At 58.2% G+C, this 21,692-nt stretch carries 25 protein-coding genes; 20 read left to right on the forward strand and 5 right to left on the reverse strand.

From position 1 onward, the window contains the following. Positions 1–74: 74 nt before the first annotated feature. The 3 genes from AC3WWR_RS26765 to AC3WWR_RS26775 are packed head-to-tail and all read right to left on the reverse strand — an operon-like array spanning position 75 to position 3,658. Entirely contained in the window at positions 75–656 is a 582-nt protein-coding gene (locus AC3WWR_RS26765) for a cob(I)yrinic acid a,c-diamide adenosyltransferase (protein ID WP_489326250.1), read from the reverse strand. Positions 657–658: 2 nt separating this feature from the next. Continuing rightward, positions 659–2,695, reverse strand: a complete 2,037-nt coding sequence (locus AC3WWR_RS26770; RefSeq protein WP_151143197.1) for a HAMP domain-containing sensor histidine kinase — start codon at positions 2,693–2,695, stop codon at positions 659–661. Between the two features lie 45 nt (positions 2,696–2,740). Beyond that, positions 2,741–3,658, reverse strand: a complete 918-nt coding sequence (locus AC3WWR_RS26775) for a putative 2-dehydropantoate 2-reductase (protein WP_083349679.1) — start codon at positions 3,656–3,658, stop codon at positions 2,741–2,743. 142 nt (positions 3,659–3,800) lie between these two features. On the opposite strand from AC3WWR_RS26775, the gene AC3WWR_RS26780 reads away from it, so the two are divergent. Both AC3WWR_RS26780 and AC3WWR_RS26785 read left to right on the forward strand, forming a co-directional pair. Next, the gene (locus tag AC3WWR_RS26780) at positions 3,801–4,286 is read left to right on the forward strand and encodes a YajQ family cyclic di-GMP-binding protein (protein WP_007977344.1); all 486 of its coding nucleotides are present in this window, start codon (positions 3,801–3,803) and stop codon (positions 4,284–4,286) included. 141 nt (positions 4,287–4,427) lie between these two features. Further along, a complete protein-coding gene (locus AC3WWR_RS26785) occupies positions 4,428–5,270 on the forward strand; it encodes a mechanosensitive ion channel family protein (RefSeq protein ID WP_151143193.1) in 843 nt (280 codons plus the stop codon). A 207-nt stretch (positions 5,271–5,477) separates the two neighbouring features. On the opposite strand, the gene AC3WWR_RS26790 is transcribed toward AC3WWR_RS26785, so the two are convergent. Then, positions 5,478–6,806, reverse strand: coding sequence for an OprD family porin (locus tag AC3WWR_RS26790; RefSeq protein WP_151143191.1), 1,329 nt, complete (start codon positions 6,804–6,806; stop codon positions 5,478–5,480). 453 nt (positions 6,807–7,259) lie between these two features. Here AC3WWR_RS26790 and AC3WWR_RS26795 point away from each other — a divergent pair, with 453 nt between their 5' ends. The 3 genes from AC3WWR_RS26795 (at position 7,260) to AC3WWR_RS26805 (ending at position 8,347) form a co-directional block, all read left to right on the forward strand. Further along, complete coding sequence (locus AC3WWR_RS26795) at positions 7,260–7,484, forward strand: hypothetical protein (RefSeq protein WP_191994370.1); 225 nt, start codon at positions 7,260–7,262, stop codon at positions 7,482–7,484. Between the two features lie 227 nt (positions 7,485–7,711). Beyond that, positions 7,712–8,137: an HIT domain-containing protein gene (locus AC3WWR_RS26800; RefSeq protein ID WP_020798466.1), complete on the forward strand. Its 426-nt coding sequence runs from the start codon at positions 7,712–7,714 to the stop codon at positions 8,135–8,137. A gap of 3 nt (positions 8,138–8,140) precedes the next feature. Then, positions 8,141–8,347, forward strand: a complete 207-nt coding sequence (locus AC3WWR_RS26805) for a SlyX family protein (RefSeq protein WP_007977339.1) — start codon at positions 8,141–8,143, stop codon at positions 8,345–8,347. Positions 8,348–8,418: 71 nt separating this feature from the next. Here AC3WWR_RS26805 and AC3WWR_RS26810 read toward each other — a convergent pair whose 3' ends face one another. After that, positions 8,419–9,021, reverse strand: a complete 603-nt coding sequence (locus AC3WWR_RS26810) for a cold-shock protein (RefSeq protein WP_020798465.1) — start codon at positions 9,019–9,021, stop codon at positions 8,419–8,421. 306 nt (positions 9,022–9,327) lie between these two features. Between AC3WWR_RS26810 and AC3WWR_RS26815 the strand changes: the two genes are divergently transcribed. From AC3WWR_RS26815 to ybgF, 15 genes are all read left to right on the forward strand, one after another. Continuing rightward, entirely contained in the window at positions 9,328–9,798 is a 471-nt protein-coding gene (locus AC3WWR_RS26815; RefSeq protein ID WP_020798464.1) for a Dps family protein, read from the forward strand. A 256-nt stretch (positions 9,799–10,054) separates the two neighbouring features. Then, complete coding sequence (locus AC3WWR_RS26820; protein WP_020798463.1) at positions 10,055–10,393, forward strand: ribbon-helix-helix domain-containing protein; 339 nt, start codon at positions 10,055–10,057, stop codon at positions 10,391–10,393. Positions 10,394–10,529: 136 nt separating this feature from the next. Then, positions 10,530–10,751 carry an FmdB family zinc ribbon protein gene (locus AC3WWR_RS26825; protein ID WP_007977333.1) on the forward strand — a complete coding sequence of 74 codons (222 nt, stop codon included), beginning with the start codon at positions 10,530–10,532 and terminating at the stop codon, positions 10,749–10,751. A 109-nt stretch (positions 10,752–10,860) separates the two neighbouring features. Continuing rightward, the gene (gene aspS / locus AC3WWR_RS26830) at positions 10,861–12,636 is read left to right on the forward strand and encodes an aspartate--tRNA ligase (RefSeq protein ID WP_020798462.1); all 1,776 of its coding nucleotides are present in this window, start codon (positions 10,861–10,863) and stop codon (positions 12,634–12,636) included. A 128-nt stretch (positions 12,637–12,764) separates the two neighbouring features. Further along, the gene (locus AC3WWR_RS26835) at positions 12,765–13,511 is read left to right on the forward strand and encodes a YebC/PmpR family DNA-binding transcriptional regulator (RefSeq protein ID WP_020798461.1); all 747 of its coding nucleotides are present in this window, start codon (positions 12,765–12,767) and stop codon (positions 13,509–13,511) included. 158 nt (positions 13,512–13,669) lie between these two features. After that, positions 13,670–14,194, forward strand: coding sequence for a crossover junction endodeoxyribonuclease RuvC (gene ruvC / locus AC3WWR_RS26840; RefSeq protein WP_020798460.1), 525 nt, complete (start codon positions 13,670–13,672; stop codon positions 14,192–14,194). Between the two features lie 114 nt (positions 14,195–14,308). Beyond that, entirely contained in the window at positions 14,309–14,917 is a 609-nt protein-coding gene (ruvA, locus tag AC3WWR_RS26845) for a Holliday junction branch migration protein RuvA (RefSeq protein ID WP_020798459.1), read from the forward strand. Beyond that, positions 14,918–15,979, forward strand: coding sequence for a Holliday junction branch migration DNA helicase RuvB (ruvB, locus tag AC3WWR_RS26850; protein ID WP_110752895.1), 1,062 nt, complete (start codon positions 14,918–14,920; stop codon positions 15,977–15,979). 127 nt (positions 15,980–16,106) lie between these two features. Next, positions 16,107–16,574: a tol-pal system-associated acyl-CoA thioesterase gene (gene ybgC, locus AC3WWR_RS26855; protein WP_033040440.1), complete on the forward strand. Its 468-nt coding sequence runs from the start codon at positions 16,107–16,109 to the stop codon at positions 16,572–16,574. Further along, positions 16,564–17,259 (forward strand): protein TolQ, encoded by a 696-nt coding sequence (tolQ, locus tag AC3WWR_RS26860; RefSeq protein ID WP_007995636.1) that lies wholly within the window; start codon positions 16,564–16,566, stop codon positions 17,257–17,259. Before ybgC ends, tolQ begins: the two co-directional genes overlap by 11 nt. A gap of 23 nt (positions 17,260–17,282) precedes the next feature. Then, positions 17,283–17,735 carry a protein TolR gene (gene tolR / locus AC3WWR_RS26865; protein ID WP_162276380.1) on the forward strand — a complete coding sequence of 151 codons (453 nt, stop codon included), beginning with the start codon at positions 17,283–17,285 and terminating at the stop codon, positions 17,733–17,735. Further along, positions 17,735–18,832, forward strand: coding sequence for a cell envelope integrity protein TolA (gene tolA / locus AC3WWR_RS26870; protein WP_020798455.1), 1,098 nt, complete (start codon positions 17,735–17,737; stop codon positions 18,830–18,832). Before tolR ends, tolA begins: the two co-directional genes overlap by 1 nt. A gap of 17 nt (positions 18,833–18,849) precedes the next feature. After that, positions 18,850–20,130, forward strand: coding sequence for a Tol-Pal system beta propeller repeat protein TolB (gene tolB, locus AC3WWR_RS26875; RefSeq protein ID WP_173667181.1), 1,281 nt, complete (start codon positions 18,850–18,852; stop codon positions 20,128–20,130). A 52-nt stretch (positions 20,131–20,182) separates the two neighbouring features. Beyond that, complete coding sequence (gene pal, locus AC3WWR_RS26880) at positions 20,183–20,680, forward strand: peptidoglycan-associated lipoprotein Pal (protein ID WP_003178634.1); 498 nt, start codon at positions 20,183–20,185, stop codon at positions 20,678–20,680. 6 nt (positions 20,681–20,686) lie between these two features. Continuing rightward, positions 20,687–21,532: a tol-pal system protein YbgF gene (ybgF, locus tag AC3WWR_RS26885; protein ID WP_033040435.1), complete on the forward strand. Its 846-nt coding sequence runs from the start codon at positions 20,687–20,689 to the stop codon at positions 21,530–21,532. Positions 21,533–21,692: the final 160 nt, after the last annotated feature.

Consider the following 21,692-nt stretch of genomic DNA (forward strand, 5'->3'; position numbering starts at 1 on the left):
CTCCCACAGTTGACCGCGTACTCGGTCAACTGTGGGAGCGAGCCTGCTCGCGAAGTCGGTCTGAAAGGCGACGGCTAAATCTCTGGTTTCACCGCCGGCTGCCACAAAATCTCGGCAACCCCCTGACGCCGGGCAATCAATCTTGCCACCACAAACAACAAATCCGACAGCCGATTGATATAAGCCAATCCCACCCCGCCCAAAGGCTCAACAGCATTCAAATGCTGGCAGCGGCGCTCCGCACTGCGGGCCAGGCTTCTGCACACATGAGCCTGGGCGATCAGCATTGACCCCCCCGGCAGAATGAAATTCTCCAGCGGCCCAAGCTCTGCATTCCACACATCGATCGCCGCTTCCAGTCGTTCGATTTCCGCGTCGTTCAGCGCCTGATACTCCGGCATGGCCAGTTCACCGCCGAGGTCAAACAATCGGTGCTGGCAGGGCGCCAATACCTCGATCACTTCCTTCAAGCCCGGATGCAGGGCAATTTCTGCCGCCAGTCCAGCCAGTAACACTCCGACCTGACTGTTGAGCGTATCTACCTCGCCAATAGCCTCGATCCGCGGGTGGTCCTTGGGCACACGGCGACCGTCGCCCAGGCCGGTTTCGCCTTTGTCGCCGGTGCGGGTGTAAATCTTCGACAAGCGAAAGCCCATGGTTACCTCGTTAACTGGTTGAGTTCTTGAGAGACGAGCGGGGTGCTCGCCAATGGCAGGCGCAGGGTAAAGCAGGTGCCTTGGCCAAGGGTCGATTGCACTTCCATCTGGCCCTTGTGGTTGTTGGTGATGATGAAATACGAGACCGACAGGCCAAGGCCGGTACCCTGACCGACTTCCTTGGTGGTGAAAAACGGTTCGAAGATGCGCTTGCGCACGCTTTCGCTCATGCCGATGCCGTTGTCTTCGACCTGGATCTCCGCCCACGGCGGATTCAGCTTGGTGCGCAGGATGATGCGCCCTGGTTCGCTGTCGTCTTCACGCTGGTGAATGGCTTGAGCGGCGTTTTTCAGCAGGTTGAGCAGCACCTGTTCCAGCTCGTTGGCGGTACCGGGCACTGGCCCCAGCGCCGGGTCGAACTGGCGAATGATCGCCTGGCCCTTGAAGTCGAAACCAATCGCCAGGTCGAAGTCGTTTCCGGCGATTTCCACCGCCTGGTCGATCAGCGCTGGCAGATCGCACGGGGCCATTTGGCGGGTACTGCGCCGACTGAAGCTAAGCATGTGCGTGACGATCTTCGCCGCCCGGGCGCCGGCCTGCTGGATGCCGTCGAGCAGTTGTGGCACTTCGCGTGCTTGCAGGTACTGGTTGACGGTCGATAGCTCGACACCGATCTGCTCGGCCTGTTCCAGGTTCTTCGGCAGTTCAGGGGACAGCCGGCGGCGGATATTCTGCACGTTGTGCAGGATCGCACCGAGCGGGTTGTTGATTTCGTGGGCCATGCCGGCGGCGAGGCCACCGACGGAAAGCATTTTCTCTGACTGCACCATCATTTCTTCAAGGGACAGGCGCTGGGTAATGTCGTCGATGCGGATCACCACGCCGCGTCCGGCACCGCCCATCAACGGATAGAAGGTCAGGGCGTAGTGGCGGGGTTCATCGTCCTTGACCCAGGTCACGCGCTCGATCTTGGCCACCGTGTGTTGCTCGACGGTTTGCTTGAGCTGCGGCAGGAACGGCTTGAGCGGTTCGAAGGCGAGGAAGATCGGCTGGTTCAAGGCTTCGTCCAGGCGTGTACCGGAAAGGACACTGGCTTCCTGGTTCCACTGCGTTACGTAAAGCTGTTCGTCGAGGGCGATCAGCGCCGATGGCATGGAGTCGATGATGCTGTTGAGGTAATTCTGGAAACCCGTGAGTTTTTTCTCGATCTTGCTCCGTACCTGGACTTCGAGTTCCAGCTTGCGATTGGTGTGGCGGGTTTCTTCGGCCAGTCCCTGGGCCTGGTCATACGCGGCCTGGGAGTCATCGCGGGCGCGTTTGAGTTGCTGTTCCCGGGCTTCGATCCGCGAGAGCATGGTGTTGAACGCCTCGGCCAGGCTGCCGATTTCATCGTGATTGCCCCGGGAGGCGCGCAGGGCGTAGTTCTCTTCCCGGGTCACTTGGCGGGAGAGCTCCTCCAGCTGATGAATCGGCCGGGTAATCAGGCGTTTGATCTGTCGCGCGATGACCAGCCACAGCAGCACGCTGAAAATCAGGATTCCCAGGCTGGCGGTCAGGGTCCCGGTATAGAACGCCATGGGCAGCTCACTGCTGGCCACCAGCAGCAAGTGGCCGGGTGCGGTGCCGGGGCGGGGCAGGGTGATGACCTGGTTACTGCGAAACTCGGTGACTTGCCAGGATTCGATGTGCCGGTAATGCTTGGGCAGGCTCAGATGATCGCCATGTTGCAACTGCGCCAGGCGCTCGCCCTTGCCGTCATACAGGGCCGCAGCGCGCAGTGGTGAATAGCTGTCGAGCTCATCGAGCAGGCGTTGGGCGCTTTGCGGCGATTGCAGTGCCTCGGACACCAGGCTCGGGTTGGAGACCAGCCGGCCGATGGTCTGCAGGGCCTGGGGCGCCATGCTTTCCTGAGAAATGTAGTAAGCGGCGCTGATAAAGGTCAGGTTCGCAACCAGCAGTACAGTGGTCAACAGCACCAACAGGGCGGCCAGCAGTTTCTGGCCGACAGGGAGGTTTTCAAGACGCTGGCGCAATGGCATCAGGTTTATCGCTGCAAGGGAACAAGTGGCCAGCGTAGCCGCTGCTCAGTCGCTGGGCAATCCAAGGCTGAGCAGGCGCGCGATCAACTTGGACTCAAGCTGGTTGAGGTGCGGCAGGTTCAGTTGATGCCGCGCCGCGACTTTACAGGCATGGCCCAGCAGGTAACTGATTTCGGTGCGGCGCCGGTTGCTGACGTCCTGGTACATCGAGGAGTAGTTGGCAGCGGTCGCGTGGATCACCCGTTCAACCTCCTGTTGCAGGTTTTCGGCGGCTGCTGGCTGGCCGCATCGCTCAAGCAGCTCGATGAGTTCGCCGCACAGGGTGGCGACCTCACAATGGTGCTCCTGCAACCCGCCGTTGCGACAATCGTGCAGCACTGTCAACGGATTGATCGCGCAGTTGAGCGCCAGTTTGCGCCACAACCGGGTGAGAATCTCGGTGCTCCACTCATGGGGAATGCCCGCGGCGTCGAGGTCGTCCAGCCAGATCGGCGCGACAGGGTGGCCGGCATCCCCCAGCCAGGTAAACCCGTGCCCGGCAAAGACTACACGCCAGTCACCGTCGCGAAAGGCGCCTTCCGTGCTTGACGCATAGATGCAGCGCGCCTGCGGGACTTGCGCCGCCACGGCGTCCTGGCTGCCCAGGCCGTTCTGCAGCAGGATCAGTTCGGCGCCGGGCGCCAGTCGGGGTGCCAGCTGTGCCACGGCCAGTTCCGCATCGTAGGCCTTGCAGGCGACCAGTAGTCGATTAATCGGTGCGAGGCTGTCAGCCGTTTCGGCGCTCACTGGATATAGCTGTGCCTGGTCATGTTCCACCAGGGTCAAGCCGCCTGCCGCCTCGTACGCCCGTAGCCGGGCTGAGTCACGCAGTATCAGGCGCACCGGCACTGCGGCCCGAGCCAGGCGAGTGGCCCACAACGTGCCGAGGCTACCGGCGCCTAGTACATGCCAGGTGGTGGACATCAGCTTTTTGCTCTGTTTAAGGCGCGCATGGGTGGCTCGCAGTGAATGATCGGAAAGACCCGTTATAATCAGCGCGGATTTTAACCGCAAGCCAGGCGTGCTCCATCTTGATCGAGCGCGCCCTATTTATTGGAGAGATTACATGCCGTCGTTCGACGTGGTATCCGAACTGGACAAACACGAAGTCACCAACGCGGTCGAGAACGCCGTCAAGGAACTCGATCGTCGCTATGACCTGAAAGGCAAAGGCAGCTTCGAGTTCAAGGAAAAGGACCTGACCGTCAACCTGACCGCTGAAGCGGATTTCCAGCTCGAAGCGATGATTGAGATCCTCAAGCTGGCCCTGGTCAAGCGCAAGATCGATGTGCAGTGCCTTGAGGTCAAGGATGCGTTTGCATCGGGCAAGCTGATGAAGCAGGAAGCTGTGCTCAAGGAAGGCATCGACAAGGAGCTGGCGAAGAAAATCGTCGCTCACGTCAAGGACGCCAAGCTGAAGGTGCAGGCCGCCATCCAGGGTGAGCAGGTGCGCATCACCGGCAAGAAGCGTGACGACCTGCAGGAAGCCATTGCAGTGCTGCGCGCCAAGGAATTCGGCATGCCGCTGCAGTTCAACAACTTCCGCGACTGACGTGCAAGGCGGGAACCTCCAGGCGTTTTCGGCGTCCGAGGCCCAAGCAACGGCAGAAACGATCGATCCGCACCGGATTCGGTCTTTCTGCCGCTTTATTTTTCGCGTGCCGGGTAGCCGGAAAAATGCAGGAGAAAGCAGATGGACTTAAATGCTGAAGTAGACAACCTGGTCAAGGTGTCCCAGTCCTGGATCCCGATGATCATGGAATATGGCAGCCGTGTGCTGCTGGCAGTGATTACCCTGGCTATCGGCTGGTGGTTGATCAACAAGGTCACGCACAAGCTCGGTGGCCTGATAGCCCTGCGTAACGCTGATCTTGCGCTGCAAGGCTTTATCAGCAGCCTGGCGAACATCATTCTGAAGATCCTGCTGGTCGTCAGCGTGGCGTCGATGATTGGTGTGGAAACCACTTCGTTCGTGGCGGCGATCGGTGCGGCTGGCTTGGCCATTGGCCTGGCGTTGCAGGGCAGCCTGGCGAACTTCGCCGGCGGCGTGCTGATCCTGCTGTTCCGTCCGTTCCGTATCGGTGACTGGATCGAAGCCCAAGGCGTAGCGGGTACCGTCGACAGCATCCAGATCTTCCACACCGTGCTGCGCACCGGCGATAACAAGACCATCATCGTGCCTAACGGCAATCTGTCGAACGGCATCATCACCAACACCAACCGTCAACCGACCCGCAAGGTGGTGTTTGATGTGGGTGTCGATTACGAAGCGGATTTGCAAAAGGCTCGTGAAGTCTTGCTGGAACTGGCCAAGGATCCGCGCGTGTTGGACGACCCGGCACCGCAAGCAGTCATTTCGACCCTGGGTGACAGTTCAATCACCGTTTCCCTGCGTGTCTGGGTGAAAACAGCGGATTACTGGGATGTGATGTTCATGTTTAACGAACAGTCCCGTGACCGATTGAAAACGGCGGGTATTGACATTCCATTTCCACAGCGTGTAGTTCGTGTGGTTCAGGAAACGGCCGTACAGTAAGCCTGTTTTGTTAATGGATACATAAACCCGAGAGATTAATAGTCTCCCGGGTTTTTTTGTGACTATTGATCAGTTCATTGAAAAAAGTATTAACGTTATGCGAGGAAGTTGCTTGCTGTAGTGTTTGACATATGGCAAGCATAAAAAACCGCCCACCTGAAAAGGTGGGCGGTTCTTGATCTACGCAGTTGCCTACTTACACCCTGATTACAGGATGCTCAGTGGGTACTCGATGATCAGGCGGGTGTCGTAGACGTCAGACGAGTAGCCGCTGTACGCGCCGTTCGAGCGGTAGTTGGCGAAACGTGCACGGAACGACAGGTCTTTTGCTGGACCTTCCTGTACGACGTACTTGGACTCCAGGTTCCACTCGTTTTCCTTACCTTCACCCAGACCGTTGGTCTTGATGTTGTCACCCATTACGTAACGGGTCATGAAGCTCAGGCCAGGAACGCCGTATTGCGCCATGTTCAGGTCGTAGCGAGCTTGGTAGGATTTCTCCTCGCGGCCCACGAAGTCGGAGATCTGAATGGAGTTGGATACGAAGATGGTGCTGTTGCCGTCAACGCCGTAGTAGTAAGCGTTGTCGCCGCTCGACTGCTGGTAGGCCAGGGTGAATTTGTGAGCGCCCAGGCTGTAGGCAGCTGCCAGGGACCACAGGTTGTTGTCCACACCCAGGGTGCCGTCGCCGATGGCGTCAACCAGGTCGCCACGCTTGTCGCCCTTGGTTTTGTAACCGTTGAGGTCGAAGTTCAGCGATTGTTCATCGTTGATTGGCACAGTCAGGTTCATGTTGACGTAGTACTTCTTGAAGTACTCTTCAGCATCCGACGCAGCCACGGCAGCGCTGAAGTTGTCGGTGAAGGCGTAGCTGGCACCGAAGATGTTGATGCCATCGCTCAGGCCTTTGCCGTGGTTGCCATCTTCATCTGTCAGGCCGCCGATGCTGTCACGGGCCATACCGGTTTGCTTGCTCAGCGCGGTGAAGCGACCAGCGCTCACTTCCAGGCCTTTGATTTCCTTGGAAGTCAACAGGGTACCGGTAGCAACTTCTGGCAGCATACGGCTGTCGTCGGTAGCGAATACTGGGCTGGCAACGAACTGCTGGCCGTATTTCAGGACGGTGTCGGACAAACGCAGTTTCACTGCACCGCCAACCTTGCCTTGGGATTTTTCCGGGTTGCCATCGCTGTCGTTAGCGAACAGGCCGTTACCACGCTTGCCCGAGCCACCGTCCAGTTTGACAGCGCCCATGGCCATGGCGTCGAGGCCGAAACCAACAATACCTTGAGTGAAGCCCGACTCGTAAGTGAGCAACTGGCTCAGACCGGAGTCCTGGCGATAGCCGGCGGTGCCGCTCGATGGGTTGCTTGCACCGTTTTTGTAGTCGCGGTTCATGTACTCAAAACGGGTTTTGAGTTTCAGGCTTTGGTCGCCGAAGAAACCCTTGGACTCGTCCTGGGACGACGCCACTGCGAACTGCGAGGTACCAGCTGCAACAGCCAGTGCGATCATGCTCCACTTCATCACGCGCATCGTGATTTGCTCCTTTGGTTTTTAGAAGAGTACTGCCGCTCCACCTGTTTTATTATCTGGGCGGCTCTTTCTTTTTGTGTCGGCGCAAACTTATATCACGCCGACAATGTTGGCGATACTTGCGCATCTATCCTTTCAGCTTCTTTACGACCCTGTCGTAAACGGCTAGCTAGATGTCGCAAATTTACAGCCCCGATGCAACCGGACTGACAACTTTAATGCTGTTTTTCTGGACTGGCGCATCGATAAAAAGAGTCCCTGGTGAAACGTTTGAATCTCCATCGGGCTACCCTGCCACTGTTTTTTTTTGGTCTTGAGGCTGGCCGCTTCCCGCGGTGCCTTATAGACGATGTGGGTATCAATGCAACAAGCGTGCACAAATCAGAACTCCATCGATGTTTTTTTCTGTCTGGCTGCTTGAAGCGGTAAAAACCTCATAAAACCGGGGGGCTCATGCTGCTTTATTTCAAGCTTGACGCAGGGGTGGGCATCGTGTTTGACCTCCATGTCTGGCCGCGTGACATGCAAAAGCGTTACCGGTTCACCCCGCCAGTGAGTAAATGGCGGATATGCGAAGCACTCAGCGTAGACGTACTGTGCGGTTTTGGTGCAAAAAATTTCAATGACTGTACTGATTTCAAACAGTCGGAGTTTTTAGGTGGCGTGGGCGGGCCGTAGCGTTCTGGTCATTTTCGCGTTTTTTGCAGCCCATTGGTTCTATATTGGTGCTTTTTCGCAGGAAATGTCTCATCTCGGGGCGCGCATGTACCATTTGTGGATCCTCGAACAGCGTGGGCGGTGGTTCGCAGCAGCTGGCAAGGTATGCTGCCGTCCAGTGGCTTGGCGTACGATCTCACTGGATGGGCGCTAAGCTGAATAATGATGACCTGGCGGGAGTATGTGCAGTGTTCGCTTTAGATCCACGACTTCAACAAGACACACTACCGATTGGCGATTTCCCGCTTTGTCGGTTGCTGCTGTCCAATGATTCGAACTATCCCTGGTTCATCCTCGTGCCACGCAGGGACGATATCAGCGAGATATTTCAGTTAAGTGTCGCCGATCAGCAGCAGCTGTGGCAGGAAACGACCTCGTTGGCAGAGTTGCTCAAGGACTCGTTCGATGCCGACAAGCTGAACGTCGCTGCCCTGGGCAACGTGGTCAGTCAGTTGCACATGCATGTGATCGTGCGCAAGCATGAAGACGCGGCCTGGCCGGCACCTATCTGGGGCAAGCACCCGGCCAAACCTTACAGTGCAGAGCAGGTCGAGGCGATTCGCGAACGGCTGCGTCTGGTGTTGACCGATGATTTCAAGTTTGAGGAGGGTTGAATCATGAGCCTCGAAGAGCGCGTCACCGACCTTGAAAGCCGCCTGGCGTTTCAGGATGACACCATCCAGGCATTGAATGATGTCCTGGTGGCGCAGCAGCGGGTTGTCGAACGCCTGCAGCTGCAAATGGCCGCGCTCCTCAAGCGGCAAGAGGAAATGGTCGGCCAGTTCGAGTCTTTCGAAGAGGAAGCGCCACCGCCGCATTATTAAGTAGTAGCGCTGGAAGAAACGCAGGCATAAAAAAACCGCGAACTCGTTCGCGGTTTTTTTATTGCCGTTGATCAGCGTCGCGGCAGGGCGGCGATGACGTCTTCGGCTTGCAGGCCTTTGTCACGATTCATGACGGAGAACTCGACGCGCTGGCCTTCGACCAGAACGCGATGGCCTTCACCGCGAATGGCCCGGAAGTGCACGAAAATATCATCGCCGGAGTCGCGGGAAATAAAGCCGAAGCCTTTGGAGGTATTGAACCACTTGACGGTACCGGTATCGCGGTTGCTCATGTCATAGCTAGGCGAAGCGGCGGCCGGTGACGATTTGTAGAAGCTGATGGCCAGGTGCAGGGCAACAGCGATCAGGGCTGCAACCAGGCTGAACAGCACGGCAGGCTGACCGGCAATGACCGAAATCTCTGCGATCAGCGTCAGGGTTTGCAGGACGACAGCCAACACCAGCAGGGCGCTGACCAGATTCTGCAATTGATGGCGCGGGCCTTTGTTCCAGTAAGGGATAACTGGAGCAAGTGTCAGGTTGAGCAGGCCGAAAAAGGCCAGGTACAGCGCCTCGGGTTGTTGCAGGTAAGGCAGGGCTTCGGATCGCAGGCTAGGGAAGAAGGACAGCAGCAAGGCCGCTGCGCCTATCAGCAGGTGGACGATTTTCAACATTTTGATTAACTCACGTTAAGACAGCTCACAAGGAAGAGCTGATGGCGCACGGTTCGCTTCGGAATAAATAAGAGGCGTTGGACACGTGCCCGGTATCAGCCTATGCGTAGCACCCGAAAAAATAGGCACTGACGACACGCGGTCTATTTAACAGCAAAGCTGCAGGCTACTCAAATCAAGGAGTCCAGCGGTTCATCGCGGCCCTTGCTGTCGCCCGCCGAGGCTTGCGGGCTGCAGCCTGGCGACAGGCTTGCTAGAGTGGTCCTGCACCTGTTGGATGAACTTCATCACCTTTAGGGGAAAAACATGGCAATCGATATCGGTATCAGTGAAGAGGATCGCAAGTCCATCGTCGACGGACTTTCTCGTCTGCTGTCGGACACCTATGTGCTTTACCTGAAAACCCATAACTTCCATTGGAACGTCACCGGCCCGATGTTTCGCACCCTGCATTTGATGTTCGAGGAGCAATATAACGAGTTGGCCTTGGCGGTCGATTCGATTGCAGAGCGAATTCGCGCGCTCGGGTTCCCGGCCCCGGGCGCCTATTCCGTTTATGCGCGCTTGTCTTCCATCAAGGAGGAAGAGGGTGTGCCGGCTGCCGAAGACATGATCAGGCAGCTGGTGGCGGGCCAGGAGGCTGTCACGCGCACCGCCCGAGGGATCTTCCCGTTGCTCGAAAAGGTCAGCGACGAGCCTACGGCTGACCTGCTGACCCAACGCATGCAGGTCCACGAGAAAACCGCGTGGATGCTGCGCGCACTCTTGGATCAATGAGGCATCGGCGCGTGGATGGCATTGTTGTTCGCGCGCTCCTTTTCGTCAGAATGGCGCCCAGTTGCTTGAGCGAATCTTCGCTCGTTGCTGTAGGAAAAGTGCCTGACTAGGACGCTCTCCCTCATCCGCCTTCCGTTGTTGGCTTATCCTACGCGGATGGTCATAAAGTCATCTGGCTATAACTTTGCCCTGGCGTTTTTATAAGCACTCACGTTGCTCTTATAGAAACCGCAAATGGCAAAGGAGTGTCAGCGATATGGAATATGAAGGCAGGAGAGCTGAGGGCCGGGGCGGGCAGACCAAGGATATAACGGTCGATCCATTTGTCAGTGAGTTCGATATGGGGTTGGCCCGGCCGTTGTCCCGATCGGTGCGATTGAATGGCTTTGCCACCTGTTTGCGGCTTGAGCAGGTGTATTGGGATATTTTAGCCGACATGGCCAGGGTCAATAGCTGTTCGGTCAGCGCGTTGCTGTCCCATGTCGATCGCCAAGTGCATTTGCGTCATGGCGGGGTGAGAAATTTCAGCGGGCTGGTGCGGGTGGTCTGTGTTGTCCACAGTCGCAAGGAGGGGCGTTGCCCGGTTCTGGCTTGAACCTGATGTATCAAAGGGCAGCGTGTCGATCTGTGCAGTCTTACGGCTGCACAGGCTGCATTTAATGGATATAATCCCGCTCTTTGCCGCAAAACCCAGCGTGCGCGGTAGCAATCTGATCGCCGAGACAACCCCCATGCCGATGTACGATTACCAATGTGCTTCCTGTGGTCATCAGTTGGAAGCCATTCAAAAGATCAGCGATGCACCGTTGGTCGACTGCCCTGCGTGCCAGGCGCCAGAGCTTAAGAAGATGCTGTCCATGCCAGGCTTCCGCCTCAGCGGCACGGGCTGGTACGAGACCGATTTCAAGACCGGTTCCAAGAAGAACCTGGCCGGCGGCGACAAAGCTGACTAGGTTTCAGGACCTGAGTTGAACCACACGCGCGAGCTCTTGCGTCATCCGCCAGCGGATCGGCGCAGGAGCTCCAAACGAATGTCGAATTACGAGAAGTGAAACCACTACCATGATGCGCAGCCATTATTGCGGCCAACTGAACGAAAGCCTGGACGGCCAGGAAATTACCCTTTGCGGATGGGTCCACCGTCGCCGTGACCACGGTGGGGTGATTTTCCTCGATATCCGTGATCGTGATGGTCTGGCCCAGGTGGTGTTCGATCCGGACCGCGCTGAAACCTTCGCCGCCGCCGATCGCGTGCGCAGCGAGTACGTCGTGAAGATCACCGGCAAGGTTCGCCTGCGTCCGGCCGGTGCCACCAACGCCAACATGGCGTCGGGCATGATCGAAGTCCTGGGCTATGAGCTGGAAGTGCTGAACGAGTCGGAAACCCCGCCGTTCCCGCTGAACGAGTTTTCCGACGTCGGCGAAGAAACCCGCCTGCGCTATCGCTTCCTGGATCTGCGTCGTCCTGAAATGGCCGAGAAGCTGCGCTTGCGTTCACGCATGACCACCAGTATCCGTCGCTTCCTGGACGAGAACGGTTTCCTCGACGTCGAAACGCCGATCCTGACCCGCGCCACTCCTGAAGGCGCACGTGATTACCTGGTGCCAAGCCGTACCCACGCCGGTTCGTTCTTTGCCCTGCCGCAATCGCCACAGCTGTTCAAGCAGCTGCTGATGGTGGCTGGCTTCGATCGCTACTACCAGATCGCCAAGTGCTTCCGTGACGAAGACCTGCGTGCCGACCGTCAGCCGGAATTCACCCAGATCGACATCGAGACCAGTTTCCTCGATGAAAAAGAGATCATGGGCCTGACCGAACAAATGATCCGCAACCTGTTCAAGGAAGTGCTGGGTCTGGAATTCGGCGAGTTCCCGCACATGACGTTCGAAGAAGCCATGCGCCGCTACGGTTCCGACAAGCCAGACCTGCGTAACCCGCTGGAACTGGTGGACGTTGCCGACCAGCTCAAGGAAGTCGATTTCAAGGTGTTCAGCGGCCCGGCCAACGATCCTAAATGCCGCATCGCCGCTCTGCGCGTTCCAGGCGGGGCAAGCATGCCGCGCAAGCAGATCGACGACTACACCAAGTTTGTCGGTATCTACGGTGCCAAGGGCCTGGCGTACATCAAGGTCAACGAGCGCGCCAAAGGCGTCGAAGGCCTGCAATCGCCAATCGTGAAGAACATTCCCGAAGCCAACCTCAACGTGATCCTCGATCGCGTTGGTGCGGTCGATGGCGATATCGTGTTCTTCGGTGCCGATAAAGCCAAGATCGTCAGCGAAGCCCTGGGTGCCCTGCGTATCAAGCTCGGCCACGACCTGGAACTGCTGACCTGCAAGTGGGCGCCAATGTGGGTCGTCGACTTCCCGATGTTCGAAGAGAACGACGACGGCAGCTTCACCGCGTTGCACCACCCGTTCACCGCGCCGAAGTGCACCCCGGCAGAGCTGGAAGCCAACCCGGCTGGCGCCCTGTCCCGTGCCTACGACATGGTATTGAACGGTACCGAGCTCGGTGGCGGTTCGATCCGTATTCACCGCAAAGAGATGCAGCAGTCGGTCTTCCGTCTGCTGGGTATCAATGAAGCGGAACAGGAAGAGAAATTCGGCTTCCTGCTCGACGCCCTGAAGTACGGCGCGCCGCCGCACGGTGGCCTGGCTTTCGGCCTCGACCGCCTGGTGATGTTGATGACCGGTGCCCAGTCGATCCGTGAAGTGATCGCCTTCCCGAAAACCCAGAGCGCGGCGGACGTCATGACTCAGGCGCCGGGTCAGGTCGATGCCAAGGCATTGCGTGAACTGCACATTCGTCTGCGCGAAACGCCCAAGGCAGAGTAAGGTTCACCTGAAGGGCGCATCTGCGGATGCGCCCTTTCTGCATATGTAGAGCAATCCAAGATTTTTGTTTGCCGGCCGAAGCGATGCAGCGGGGCGGGCAATGTGTCAAAGAGAATTCGGAGCGAGTTATGGCAGGTCATTCCAAGTGGGCGAACATCAAGCACCGCAAAGAACGTCAGGATGCCAAGAGAGGCAAGATCTTCACCAAGTGGATTCGTGAGCTGACCGTCGCGGCCCGTCAGGGTGGTGGCGATCCGGGCTCCAACCCGCGCCTGCGCCTGGCGCTGGACAAGGCCCTTGGTGCGAACATGAGCCGCGACATCATTGATCGCGCCATTGCTCGTGGCGCTGGCGCGACCGAAGCCGACAACGTCGAAGAACTGACTTACGAAGGTTACGGTCCCGGCGGCGTGGCGGTGATGGTCGAATGCATGACGGACAACCGCAACCGGACCGCGGCGGCTGTTCGCCATGCGTTCAGCAAGTGCGGCGGCAACCTCGGCACTGACGGTTCTGTGGCCTATCTTTTCGAACGCAAGGGGCAAATCAGCTTTGCGCCAGGCGTCGATGAAGATGCCTTGACCGAAGCTGCGCTGGAAGCCGATGCCGATGACGTGGTCAGCAACGAAGACGGCTCTATCGATGTGTTCACCTCGTTCACCGGATTCTATGCGGTGCGCAACGCGCTGGAAGCGGCGGGATTCAAAGGTGATGACGCAGAAATCGTCATGTTGCCGACCACCAGTGCCGAACTGGATCTGGAAGGCGCAGAAAAAATCCTCAAGCTGATCGATATGCTCGAGGACCTGGATGACGTGCAGAACGTCTACTCCAATGCGGACATCCCGGAGTCGGTCGCCGCACAGCTCGGTTAACGGCGACTGCGATCCAGTGTGGGAGCGAGCCTGCTCGCGAAAGCGACTTCAAATTCAGCAACCATGCTGCCTGAAAGTCCGCATTCGCGAGCAGGCTCGCTCCCACATTTGTTCTGCGCAGTCTTTAATGGCGTGCTTTTACTTAACTCACAGGCGTTATGACTTTAATTCTTGGTATCGACCCCGGTTCGCGCATTACCGGTTATGGTGTGGTGCGCGATACCGGTCGTGGCTGTGAGTACGTGGCTTCCGGTTGCATCCGCACCGGCGCCGGCGAGTTGCACGAGCGCCTGCAGATCGTTTATCGCGGTGTACGGGAAATCATTCAGACCTACGGTCCGGTGACCATGGGCATCGAAAAGGTGTTCATGGCCCGCAACGCCGACTCCGCCCTGAAGCTGGGGCAGGCGCGTGGCGCGGCCATCGTGGCCGGCGCAGAAGAAAACCTGGAAATTGCCGAATACACGGCCACCCAGGTCAAGCAGGCTGTGGTCGGTACCGGCGCAGCCAACAAAGAGCAGGTGCAGATGATGGTCATGCACATGCTGAAGCTGACCAGTAAACCGCAAATCGACGCCTCCGACGCATTGGCCATTGCCATTTGCCATGCGCACACCCGCTCCAGCCTGTTGCCCCATGGCCTGGGCGCGGCACGCAGTCGTGGCGGGCGCTTGCGTCTCTGATAGCATCAGCAATCATTTTTCTGGAATGAGGGGCATGCGCCTGGGTTGTCGGCGCAAAACCCTTGTTCTGTCAGCCGCTGGCCCAGGGCTGGTCAACGCTCAAGGATCTGTAACGTGATTGGACGCTTGCGCGGCACACTGGCTGAAAAACAGCCGCCGCACCTGATTCTGGATGTAAACGGCCTGGGGTATGAGCTGGAAGTGCCCATGACCACGCTTTATCGCCTGCCGTCGGTCGGTGAGCCGCTGACGCTGCACACCCATCTGGTCGTGCGCGAAGACGCGCAGTTACTCTATGGCTTCGTCGGCAAGCGTGAGCGAGACTTTTTCCGCGAGTTGATCCGTCTCAATGGTGTAGGGCCGAAACTGGCCCTGGCCTTGATGTCGAGCCTGGAAGTCGACGAACTGGTGCGTTGCGTGCAGTCCCAGGATACCTCGGCGCTGACCAAGGTGCCGGGCGTGGGCAAGAAAACCGCCGAGCGCCTGCTGGTGGAGCTCAAGGATCGCTTCAAGGCCTGGGAAACCGTACCAGCCATGTTTGCCCTGGTGCCTAACCAGCCGGATGCCCCTGCGCCGGTCAATACCGCCGAAAACGACGCGGTCAGTGCGCTGATCTCCCTCGGTTACAAGCCGCAGGAAGCCAGCAAGGCGATTTCCGCCATCAAGGAGAAAGGCTTGAGCAGCGAAGACCTGATTCGTCGTGCCCTGAAGGGAATGATCTAAGTGATTGAAGCTGATCGTCTGATCGCTGCCACGGGTGCCCCCCGTGATCGCGAGGAAGTCCAGGACCGCGCGATACGTCCCGTCAGCCTGGCCGAATACATCGGCCAGCCGACCGTTCGCGAGCAAATGGAACTGTTCATCCAGGCCGCCCGAGGGCGTAGCGAGTCCCTTGACCACACCTTGATCTTCGGTCCGCCGGGCCTGGGCAAGACTACCTTGGCCAATATCATCGCCCAGGAAATGGGCGTGTCGATCAAGAGCACGTCGGGGCCGGTCCTCGAGCGTCCAGGCGACCTGGCGGCGTTGCTGACCAACCTTGAGCCACACGATGTGCTGTTCATCGATGAAATCCATCGTTTGTCGCCGATTGTCGAGGAGGTGCTGTACCCGGCGATGGAGGATTTCCAGCTCGATATCATGATCGGCGAAGGGCCTGCCGCGCGGTCGATCAAGCTTGATTTGCCGCCGTTCACGCTGGTCGGTGCGACCACGCGGGCGGGGATGCTGACCAACCCGCTGCGTGACCGTTTCGGCATCGTCCAGCGCCTGGAGTTCTACAGCAACGCCGACCTGTCGACGATTGTCAGCCGTTCGGCGAGCATCCTTGGCTTGCCACTGGATCCGGAAGGCGCTTTTGAAATCGCGCGGCGTGCCCGCGGTACCCCGCGAATCGCCAACCGCTTGCTGCGCCGGGTGCGTGACTTCGCAGAAGTTCGTGCCAAGGGCCATATCACCAAGCCAATCGCCGACCTGGCCCTGAACCTGCTGGATGTCGACGAGCGTGGCTTCGATCACCAGGACCGGCGCCTGTTGCTGACCATGATCGAGAAGTTCGATGGCGGGCCGGTCGGGGTGGACAGCCTGGCCGCAGCCATCAGCGAAGAGCGCCACACCATTGAAGATGTGCTGGAGCCCTACCTGATCCAGCAGGGCTACATCATGCGTACCCCGCGGGGCAGGGTAGTGACGCGACATGCGTATCTGCACTTCGGCTTAAACATTCCGTCACGATTGGGCGAGATGCCCGTGGTAGACGAGTTTCCTGATGCCGTGGACGATTAATTAACATTGCGAGCTGATTTTTTCGGGCATTGTGTGGTCCCAGGACCGTACTTTTGCGCGAAAGCCGCAGAACATTGAAAAACAGTTGCCTGGCCGGATTGGCAACCCGAGGAGTAAGCACTAGAGTATGCGCGCGCAAAACGGGCTTGAGCCTTTCGCACATCGTTGTCGCGTTTATTACGAGGACACCGATGCGGGCGGCATCGTGTATTACGTCAATTACCTCAAGTTTATGGAACGGGCTCGAACCGAGCGACTGCGAGAGCTGGGCTTTGCCCAATCTTCGCTTGCCGGGGAGGACCTGTTGTTCGTCGTGCATTCCAGCGAAGCGCGCTATCACGCGCCGGCGCGACTGGACGACGAGCTGCTGGTAAGCGCTGAAGTAGTCGAATTGAACCGTGCCAGCCTGCGCTTCAAGCAGCAGGTCAGACGGGCCACCGATGATGTATTGCTCTGTGAAGGGCAGTTTCTGGTGGCCTGTGTGCGCACTGAAAGTTTAAAACCCCGGGCCATTCCCGAAGCTCTACGAGCGGCCTTTGCCGCCGTGAGCGGCGCGGGTACACACTCAAAGCAGGAGATAAAGCGTGGAAGCTAACGTCGTCGACCATTCCTCCATGTGGAGCCTGGTCAGCAATGCCAGTATCGTGGTGCAACTGGTAATGCTGACCCTGGTAGCCGCATCGGTGACCTCATGGATCATGATCTTTCAGCGCAGCAACCTGCTGCGTGCCGGTCGACGCGCCCTGGAGAGCTTCGAAGAGCGCTTCTGGTCGGGTATCGACCTGTCCAAACTCTACCGCCAGGCGGGTAGCAACCCGGACCCGGATTCCGGCGTCGAGCAGATCTTCCGTGCTGGCTTCAAGGAATTCTCCCGTTTGCGCCAGCAGCCAGGCGTTGACCCGGAAGCGGTCATGGAAGGCGTGGCCCGTGCCATGCGCGTTGCCATTTCCCGCGAAGAAGAAAAGCTCGAGCAGAGCCTGCCGTTCCTCGCCACCGTCGGTTCCGTGAGCCCGTATATCGGTCTGTTCGGTACCGTCTGGGGCATCATGAACTCCTTCCGTGGCCTGGCAACTGCCCAGCAAGCCACCCTGGCCACTGTTGCACCGGGTATCGCCGAGGCCCTGATCGCCACCGCGATCGGTCTGTTCGCCGCCATTCCAGCCGTTATCGCTTACAACCGTTTTGCTGCCCGCAGCGAAACCTTGCTGGGCCGTTACTACACCTTCGCCGATGAATTCCAGGCGATCCTGCACCGCAAAGTGCACACCAGCGAAGAATAAGCAGGTAATTCCCAATGGCTTTAATCGCTCGAGCTCGCAAAAAGCGCAAGCCGGTCGCCGAGATGAACGTGGTGCCCTACATCGACGTGATGTTGGTGCTGCTGGTCATCTTCATGGTGACCGCGCCAATGCTCAATCAGGGCGTGAAAGTTGATCTGCCCAAGGTTTCCAGCGAAGCCTTGCCGCAGGACAACAACACCCAGGTCCTGACCATTTCGATCAAGGCTGACAAGACCTACTACTGGAACCTTGGCAGCGAAGTCGATACAGAGAAGCAACAAGACCGCGCCATGACCCTGCCGCAGATGACTGACGCGGTGACCAAGATCATTCGCGTGGGCAACGAAGGCGGCAAGCGTACCCAGGTTTTCATTCGTGGCGACAAGAGCGTCGACTACGGGTCTGTCATGGGCGCGATGGGCGGGTTGCAGAAAGCCGGCGTCGGTAATGTTGGCTTGATTACCGAGGCGCCCTGATGCAGCAACAGCGAGAGCCGTCCGCCTCGGAAAGCTACTTCTGGCCTAGTGTCTGGGCGATTGGCTTGCACGTGCTGGTGTTCGGCATGCTGTTTGTCAGTTTTGCCTTCACTCCGGAGTTGCCGCCGGCCAAGCCGATTGTCCAGGCGACCCTGTACCAGTTGAAATCGAAAAGTCAGGCAACCACCCAGACCAATCAGAAGATTGCGGGTGAGGCGAAGAAATCCGCCGCGCGCCAGACCGAAGTCGAGCAGTTGGAGCAGAAGAAGGTCGAACAGGAAGCGGTGAAGGCTGCGGAACAAAAGAAAGAAGAAGCGGCTCAAAAGGCCGAGGAAGCCAAGAAGGCCGACGAGTCGAAGAAAGCTGAAGAGGCGAAGAAGGCTGACGAGGCCAAGAAGGCCGACGAAGCCAAGAAAGCCGATGAAGCGAAGAAGACCGCCGAAGCCAAGAAGGCAGAAGAGAAACAATTGGCTGATATAGCCAAGAAGAAAGCGGAAGAAGAAGCCAAGAAGGCTGCTGAAGAAGAGGCCAAGAAAGCGGCCGCTGAAGAAGCGAAGAAAAAGGTCGTCGAAGACGCGAAGAAGAAAGCCGCTGAAGACGCCAAGAAGAAAGCTGAAGCTGAAGAGGCGAAGAAGAAAGTCGCCGAAGAAGCGAAGAAGAAAGCTGCTGCCGATGCTGCGAAGAAGAAAGCGCAGGATGCGGCGCGTAAATCCGCCGAAGACAAGAAGGCCCAGGCCTTGGCAGATTTGCTTTCCGACACGCCTCAGCGTCAGCAGGCCTTGGCGGATGAGCAGGGCGACGAAGTCGCCGGCAGCTTCGATGATCTGATTCGATTGCGTGCAGCGGAAGGCTGGGCTCGTCCACCTTCGGCCCGCAAAGGCATGACGGTTCAGCTGCAAATCGGCATGTTGCCGGACGGTACGGTGACTTCGGTCAAGGTGCTCAAGTCCAGTGGCGACGGTCCTTTTGACGCTTCAGCCGTAGCGGCAGTGAAGAATATTGGACGTTTGACAGAAATGCAGGGAATGAAGCCGAGCGATTTTGCTCCGTATCGTTCATTCAAGATGACATTCACACCTGAGGATCTAGCCCCGTGAGAAACCTCCTTCGAGGAATGCTCGTCGTGATCTGCTGCATGGCAGGGATCGCGATGGCAGATGAGAAAAACATTCTGGTCACCAGCGGCAGCGATCGGGCTACTCCGATTGCAGTCGTGCCGTTCGGCAACCAGGGCGGCAGCGTGCTGCCGGACGACATGGCGGAAATCATCGGTAACGACCTGCGCAACTCGGGTTACTACTCGCCGATTCCAAAACAGAACATGATCAGCCAGCCAAGCCAGGCGAGCGAAATCATCTTCCGTGACTTCAAGGCGCTGGGCGCCCAGTACGTCATGGTCGGCAGCATTGCGCCAGCGGGCGGTCGCCTGCAGGTTCAATACGCCTTGTTCAACGTCGCCACCGAGCAACAAGTGCTCACCGGCAGCGTGTCGGGCAGCGTCGATCAGTTGCGCGACATGTCGCACTACATCGCCGACCAGTCGTTCGAAAAACTCACCGGTATCAAGGGTGCGTTCTCGACTCGCCTGCTGTACGTGACGGCCGAGCGCTTCTCCGAAAAGAACACCCGTTACACGCTGCAGCGTTCGGACTATGACGGTGCCCGTGCCGTGACCCTGCTGCAATCGCGCGAGCCGATCCTGTCGCCGCGTTTCGCCCCCGATGGCAAGCGTATCGCCTACGTCTCGTTCGAGCAGAAGCGTCCGCGCATTTTCATGCAGAACATCGACACCGGTCGCCGTGAGCAGATCACCAACTTCGAAGGCCTGAACGGCGCGCCAGCCTGGTCGCCGGATGGCAATCGCCTGGCATTCGTATTGTCCAAGGACGGTAACCCGGACATCTACGTGATGAACCTGGGCTCGCGCCAGATCAGTCGCGTTACCAACGGCCAGGGCATCAACACCGAACCGTTCTGGGGCAAGGATGGTTCGACCATCTACTTCACCTCCGACCGTGGCGGCAAACCGCAGATCTACAAGACCAGCGTGGGTGGCGGTGGTGCCGAGCGCGTGACTTTCGTCGGTAACTACAACGCCAACCCTAAGCTGTCGGCTGATGAAAAGACCCTGGTGATGATCCATCGTCAGGAAGGTTTCACCAATTTCAAGGTGGCGGCCCAGGATTTGCAACGCGGTAGCGTAAAAATCCTCACTGATAGCACTCTGGACGAGTCGCCCACTGTCGCGCCCAACGGCACCATGGTAATCTACGCCACCCGCCAGCAGGGCCGGGGAGTCTTGATGCTCGTGTCTATCAATGGACGCGTAAGGCTCCCGCTTCCTACCGCTCAAGGCGAAGTCAGAGAACCTTCCTGGTCCCCTTACCTGAACTGACGCGGCGCTATACGTTGTACTTAACACACTGGGGTTCATTAGGAGTTTCACGATGGAAATGCTGAAGTTTGGTAAATTTGCTGCGCTGGCACTGGCCATGGCTGTAGCTGTAGGTTGCTCGTCCAAAGGCGGCGACAATGCCGGTGAAGGCGCGGTAGATCCAAACGCTGGTTACGGCGCAAACACTGGTGCAGTTGACGGCTCCCTGAGCGAAGAAGCTGCACTGCGCGCTATCACCACTTTCTACTTCGAATACGACAGTTCGGACCTGAAGCCAGAAGCCATGCGCGCTCTGGACGTTCACGCCAAAGACCTGAAAGCAAACGGCGCTCGCGTTGTTCTGGAAGGCAACACCGACGAACGTGGTACTCGTGAGTACAACATGGCACTGGGCGAGCGTCGTGCGAAAGCCGTTCAGCGCTACCTGGTACTGCAAGGTGTTTCCCCAGCTCAGCTGGAACTGGTTTCCTACGGCGAAGAGCGTCCAGTTGCTACCGGCAACGACGAGCAGTCCTGGGCTCAAAACCGTCGCGTCGAACTGCGTAAGTAATTCGTCATGCGAACGTGCCGTCGTGCTGTAACTGTCCTGGCTCTCAGTCTCGCGCCGCTTGCGGCGTGGGCTGCGGTTCCTGTGGTCGAAAACGATTCCGGCTATAACAATAGCGGGACCAGTTATCCGCCTGCAGGTTACGGTACGAACGGCGCCTATGCCGGGGGAGGGGTTTCGGCCCCTGTCTCGGCACAGGGCGAGCTGTTCAACCAACTGCAATCAATGCAGCAACAGATCGAGCGCCAGCAAGGTGCGATCGAGGTTCTGCAAAATGATGTAGCGCGCATGAAGCAGGAAAGCCTGGAGCGATACCAGGATCTTGATCGGCGCATAGGAACCGGCGTTGCACCAGCCGCGACTCCTGAGAATTCTTCCACCGGTGGCGATTTGAATGCCCCTGGTGCAGCAGCTGGCGCAGCTGCAGGTGCGGGAGCGGCTGCCGCTCAAGCACCCGCCGCGGGTAGCGAGCCGGCAGATCCGGCGAAGGAAAAGCTCTATTACGACGCTGCCTTCGACCTGATCAAGGCCAAGGACTTCGACAAGGCCAGCCAGGCTTTTGCCGCTTTCCTGCGCAAGTACCCGAACAGCCAGTACGCAGGCAATGCCCAGTACTGGTTGGGCGAAGTGAACCTGGCCAAAGGCGATCTGCAAGGTGCGGGTCAGGCATTTGCCAAGGTTTCGCAGCTGTACCCCAAGCACGCCAAAGTGCCTGACTCGCTGTACAAGCTCGCTGATGTAGAACGCCGCCTGGGTCATCCCGACAAGGTAAAAGGCATTTTGCAACAAGTTGTGTCGCAGTACCCGGGCACTTCCGCCGCTCAGCTGGCCCAGCGTGACTTGCAAAAAATGTAATGGCTGCTTGACCCGTTTCGAAGAAACCCGCGCTTGTCGCGGGTTTTTTCGTTAGAATTCACGCCCATTTTCTGAAACACGCTTTTTGGGGCCTGCGCATTGCCGGGGTTCCTTGAAGTGCCTGACGGAGGCGGACAGCCTGTTTAGCTGTTACGCCCGT

The organism is Pseudomonas sp. EB271-G4-1, assembly GCF_058791355.1.

Excerpts from the sequence above, each read along its gene's own strand:
- ybgF (WP_033040435.1), top strand. The coding sequence starts at position 20,687 with ATGCGAACGTGCCGTCGTGCTGTAACTGTCCTGGCTCTCAGTCTCGCG.
- tolA (WP_020798455.1), top strand. The coding sequence starts at position 17,735 with ATGCAGCAACAGCGAGAGCCGTCCGCCTCGGAAAGCTACTTCTGGCCT.
- tolB (WP_173667181.1), top strand. The coding sequence starts at position 18,850 with ATGCTCGTCGTGATCTGCTGCATGGCAGGGATCGCGATGGCAGATGAG.
- pal (WP_003178634.1), top strand. The coding sequence starts at position 20,183 with ATGGAAATGCTGAAGTTTGGTAAATTTGCTGCGCTGGCACTGGCCATG.
- AC3WWR_RS26780 (WP_007977344.1), top strand. The coding sequence starts at position 3,801 with ATGCCGTCGTTCGACGTGGTATCCGAACTGGACAAACACGAAGTCACC.
- AC3WWR_RS26820 (WP_020798463.1), top strand. The coding sequence starts at position 10,055 with ATGGAATATGAAGGCAGGAGAGCTGAGGGCCGGGGCGGGCAGACCAAG.
- AC3WWR_RS26825 (WP_007977333.1), top strand. The coding sequence starts at position 10,530 with ATGCCGATGTACGATTACCAATGTGCTTCCTGTGGTCATCAGTTGGAA.
- AC3WWR_RS26790 (WP_151143191.1), bottom strand. The coding sequence starts at position 6,806 with ATGCGCGTGATGAAGTGGAGCATGATCGCACTGGCTGTTGCAGCTGGT.
- ruvC (WP_020798460.1), top strand. The coding sequence starts at position 13,670 with ATGACTTTAATTCTTGGTATCGACCCCGGTTCGCGCATTACCGGTTAT.
- AC3WWR_RS26805 (WP_007977339.1), top strand. The coding sequence starts at position 8,141 with ATGAGCCTCGAAGAGCGCGTCACCGACCTTGAAAGCCGCCTGGCGTTT.
- AC3WWR_RS26770 (WP_151143197.1), bottom strand. The coding sequence starts at position 2,695 with ATGCCATTGCGCCAGCGTCTTGAAAACCTCCCTGTCGGCCAGAAACTG.
- AC3WWR_RS26775 (WP_083349679.1), bottom strand. The coding sequence starts at position 3,658 with ATGTCCACCACCTGGCATGTACTAGGCGCCGGTAGCCTCGGCACGTTG.
- aspS (WP_020798462.1), top strand. The coding sequence starts at position 10,861 with ATGATGCGCAGCCATTATTGCGGCCAACTGAACGAAAGCCTGGACGGC.
- AC3WWR_RS26815 (WP_020798464.1), top strand. The coding sequence starts at position 9,328 with ATGGCAATCGATATCGGTATCAGTGAAGAGGATCGCAAGTCCATCGTC.
- ybgC (WP_033040440.1), top strand. The coding sequence starts at position 16,107 with ATGCGCGCGCAAAACGGGCTTGAGCCTTTCGCACATCGTTGTCGCGTT.
- AC3WWR_RS26835 (WP_020798461.1), top strand. The coding sequence starts at position 12,765 with ATGGCAGGTCATTCCAAGTGGGCGAACATCAAGCACCGCAAAGAACGT.
- AC3WWR_RS26785 (WP_151143193.1), top strand. The coding sequence starts at position 4,428 with ATGGACTTAAATGCTGAAGTAGACAACCTGGTCAAGGTGTCCCAGTCC.
- AC3WWR_RS26810 (WP_020798465.1), bottom strand. The coding sequence starts at position 9,021 with ATGTTGAAAATCGTCCACCTGCTGATAGGCGCAGCGGCCTTGCTGCTG.
- AC3WWR_RS26795 (WP_191994370.1), top strand. The coding sequence starts at position 7,260 with ATGCTGCTTTATTTCAAGCTTGACGCAGGGGTGGGCATCGTGTTTGAC.
- AC3WWR_RS26765 (WP_489326250.1), bottom strand. The coding sequence starts at position 656 with ATGGGCTTTCGCTTGTCGAAGATTTACACCCGCACCGGCGACAAAGGC.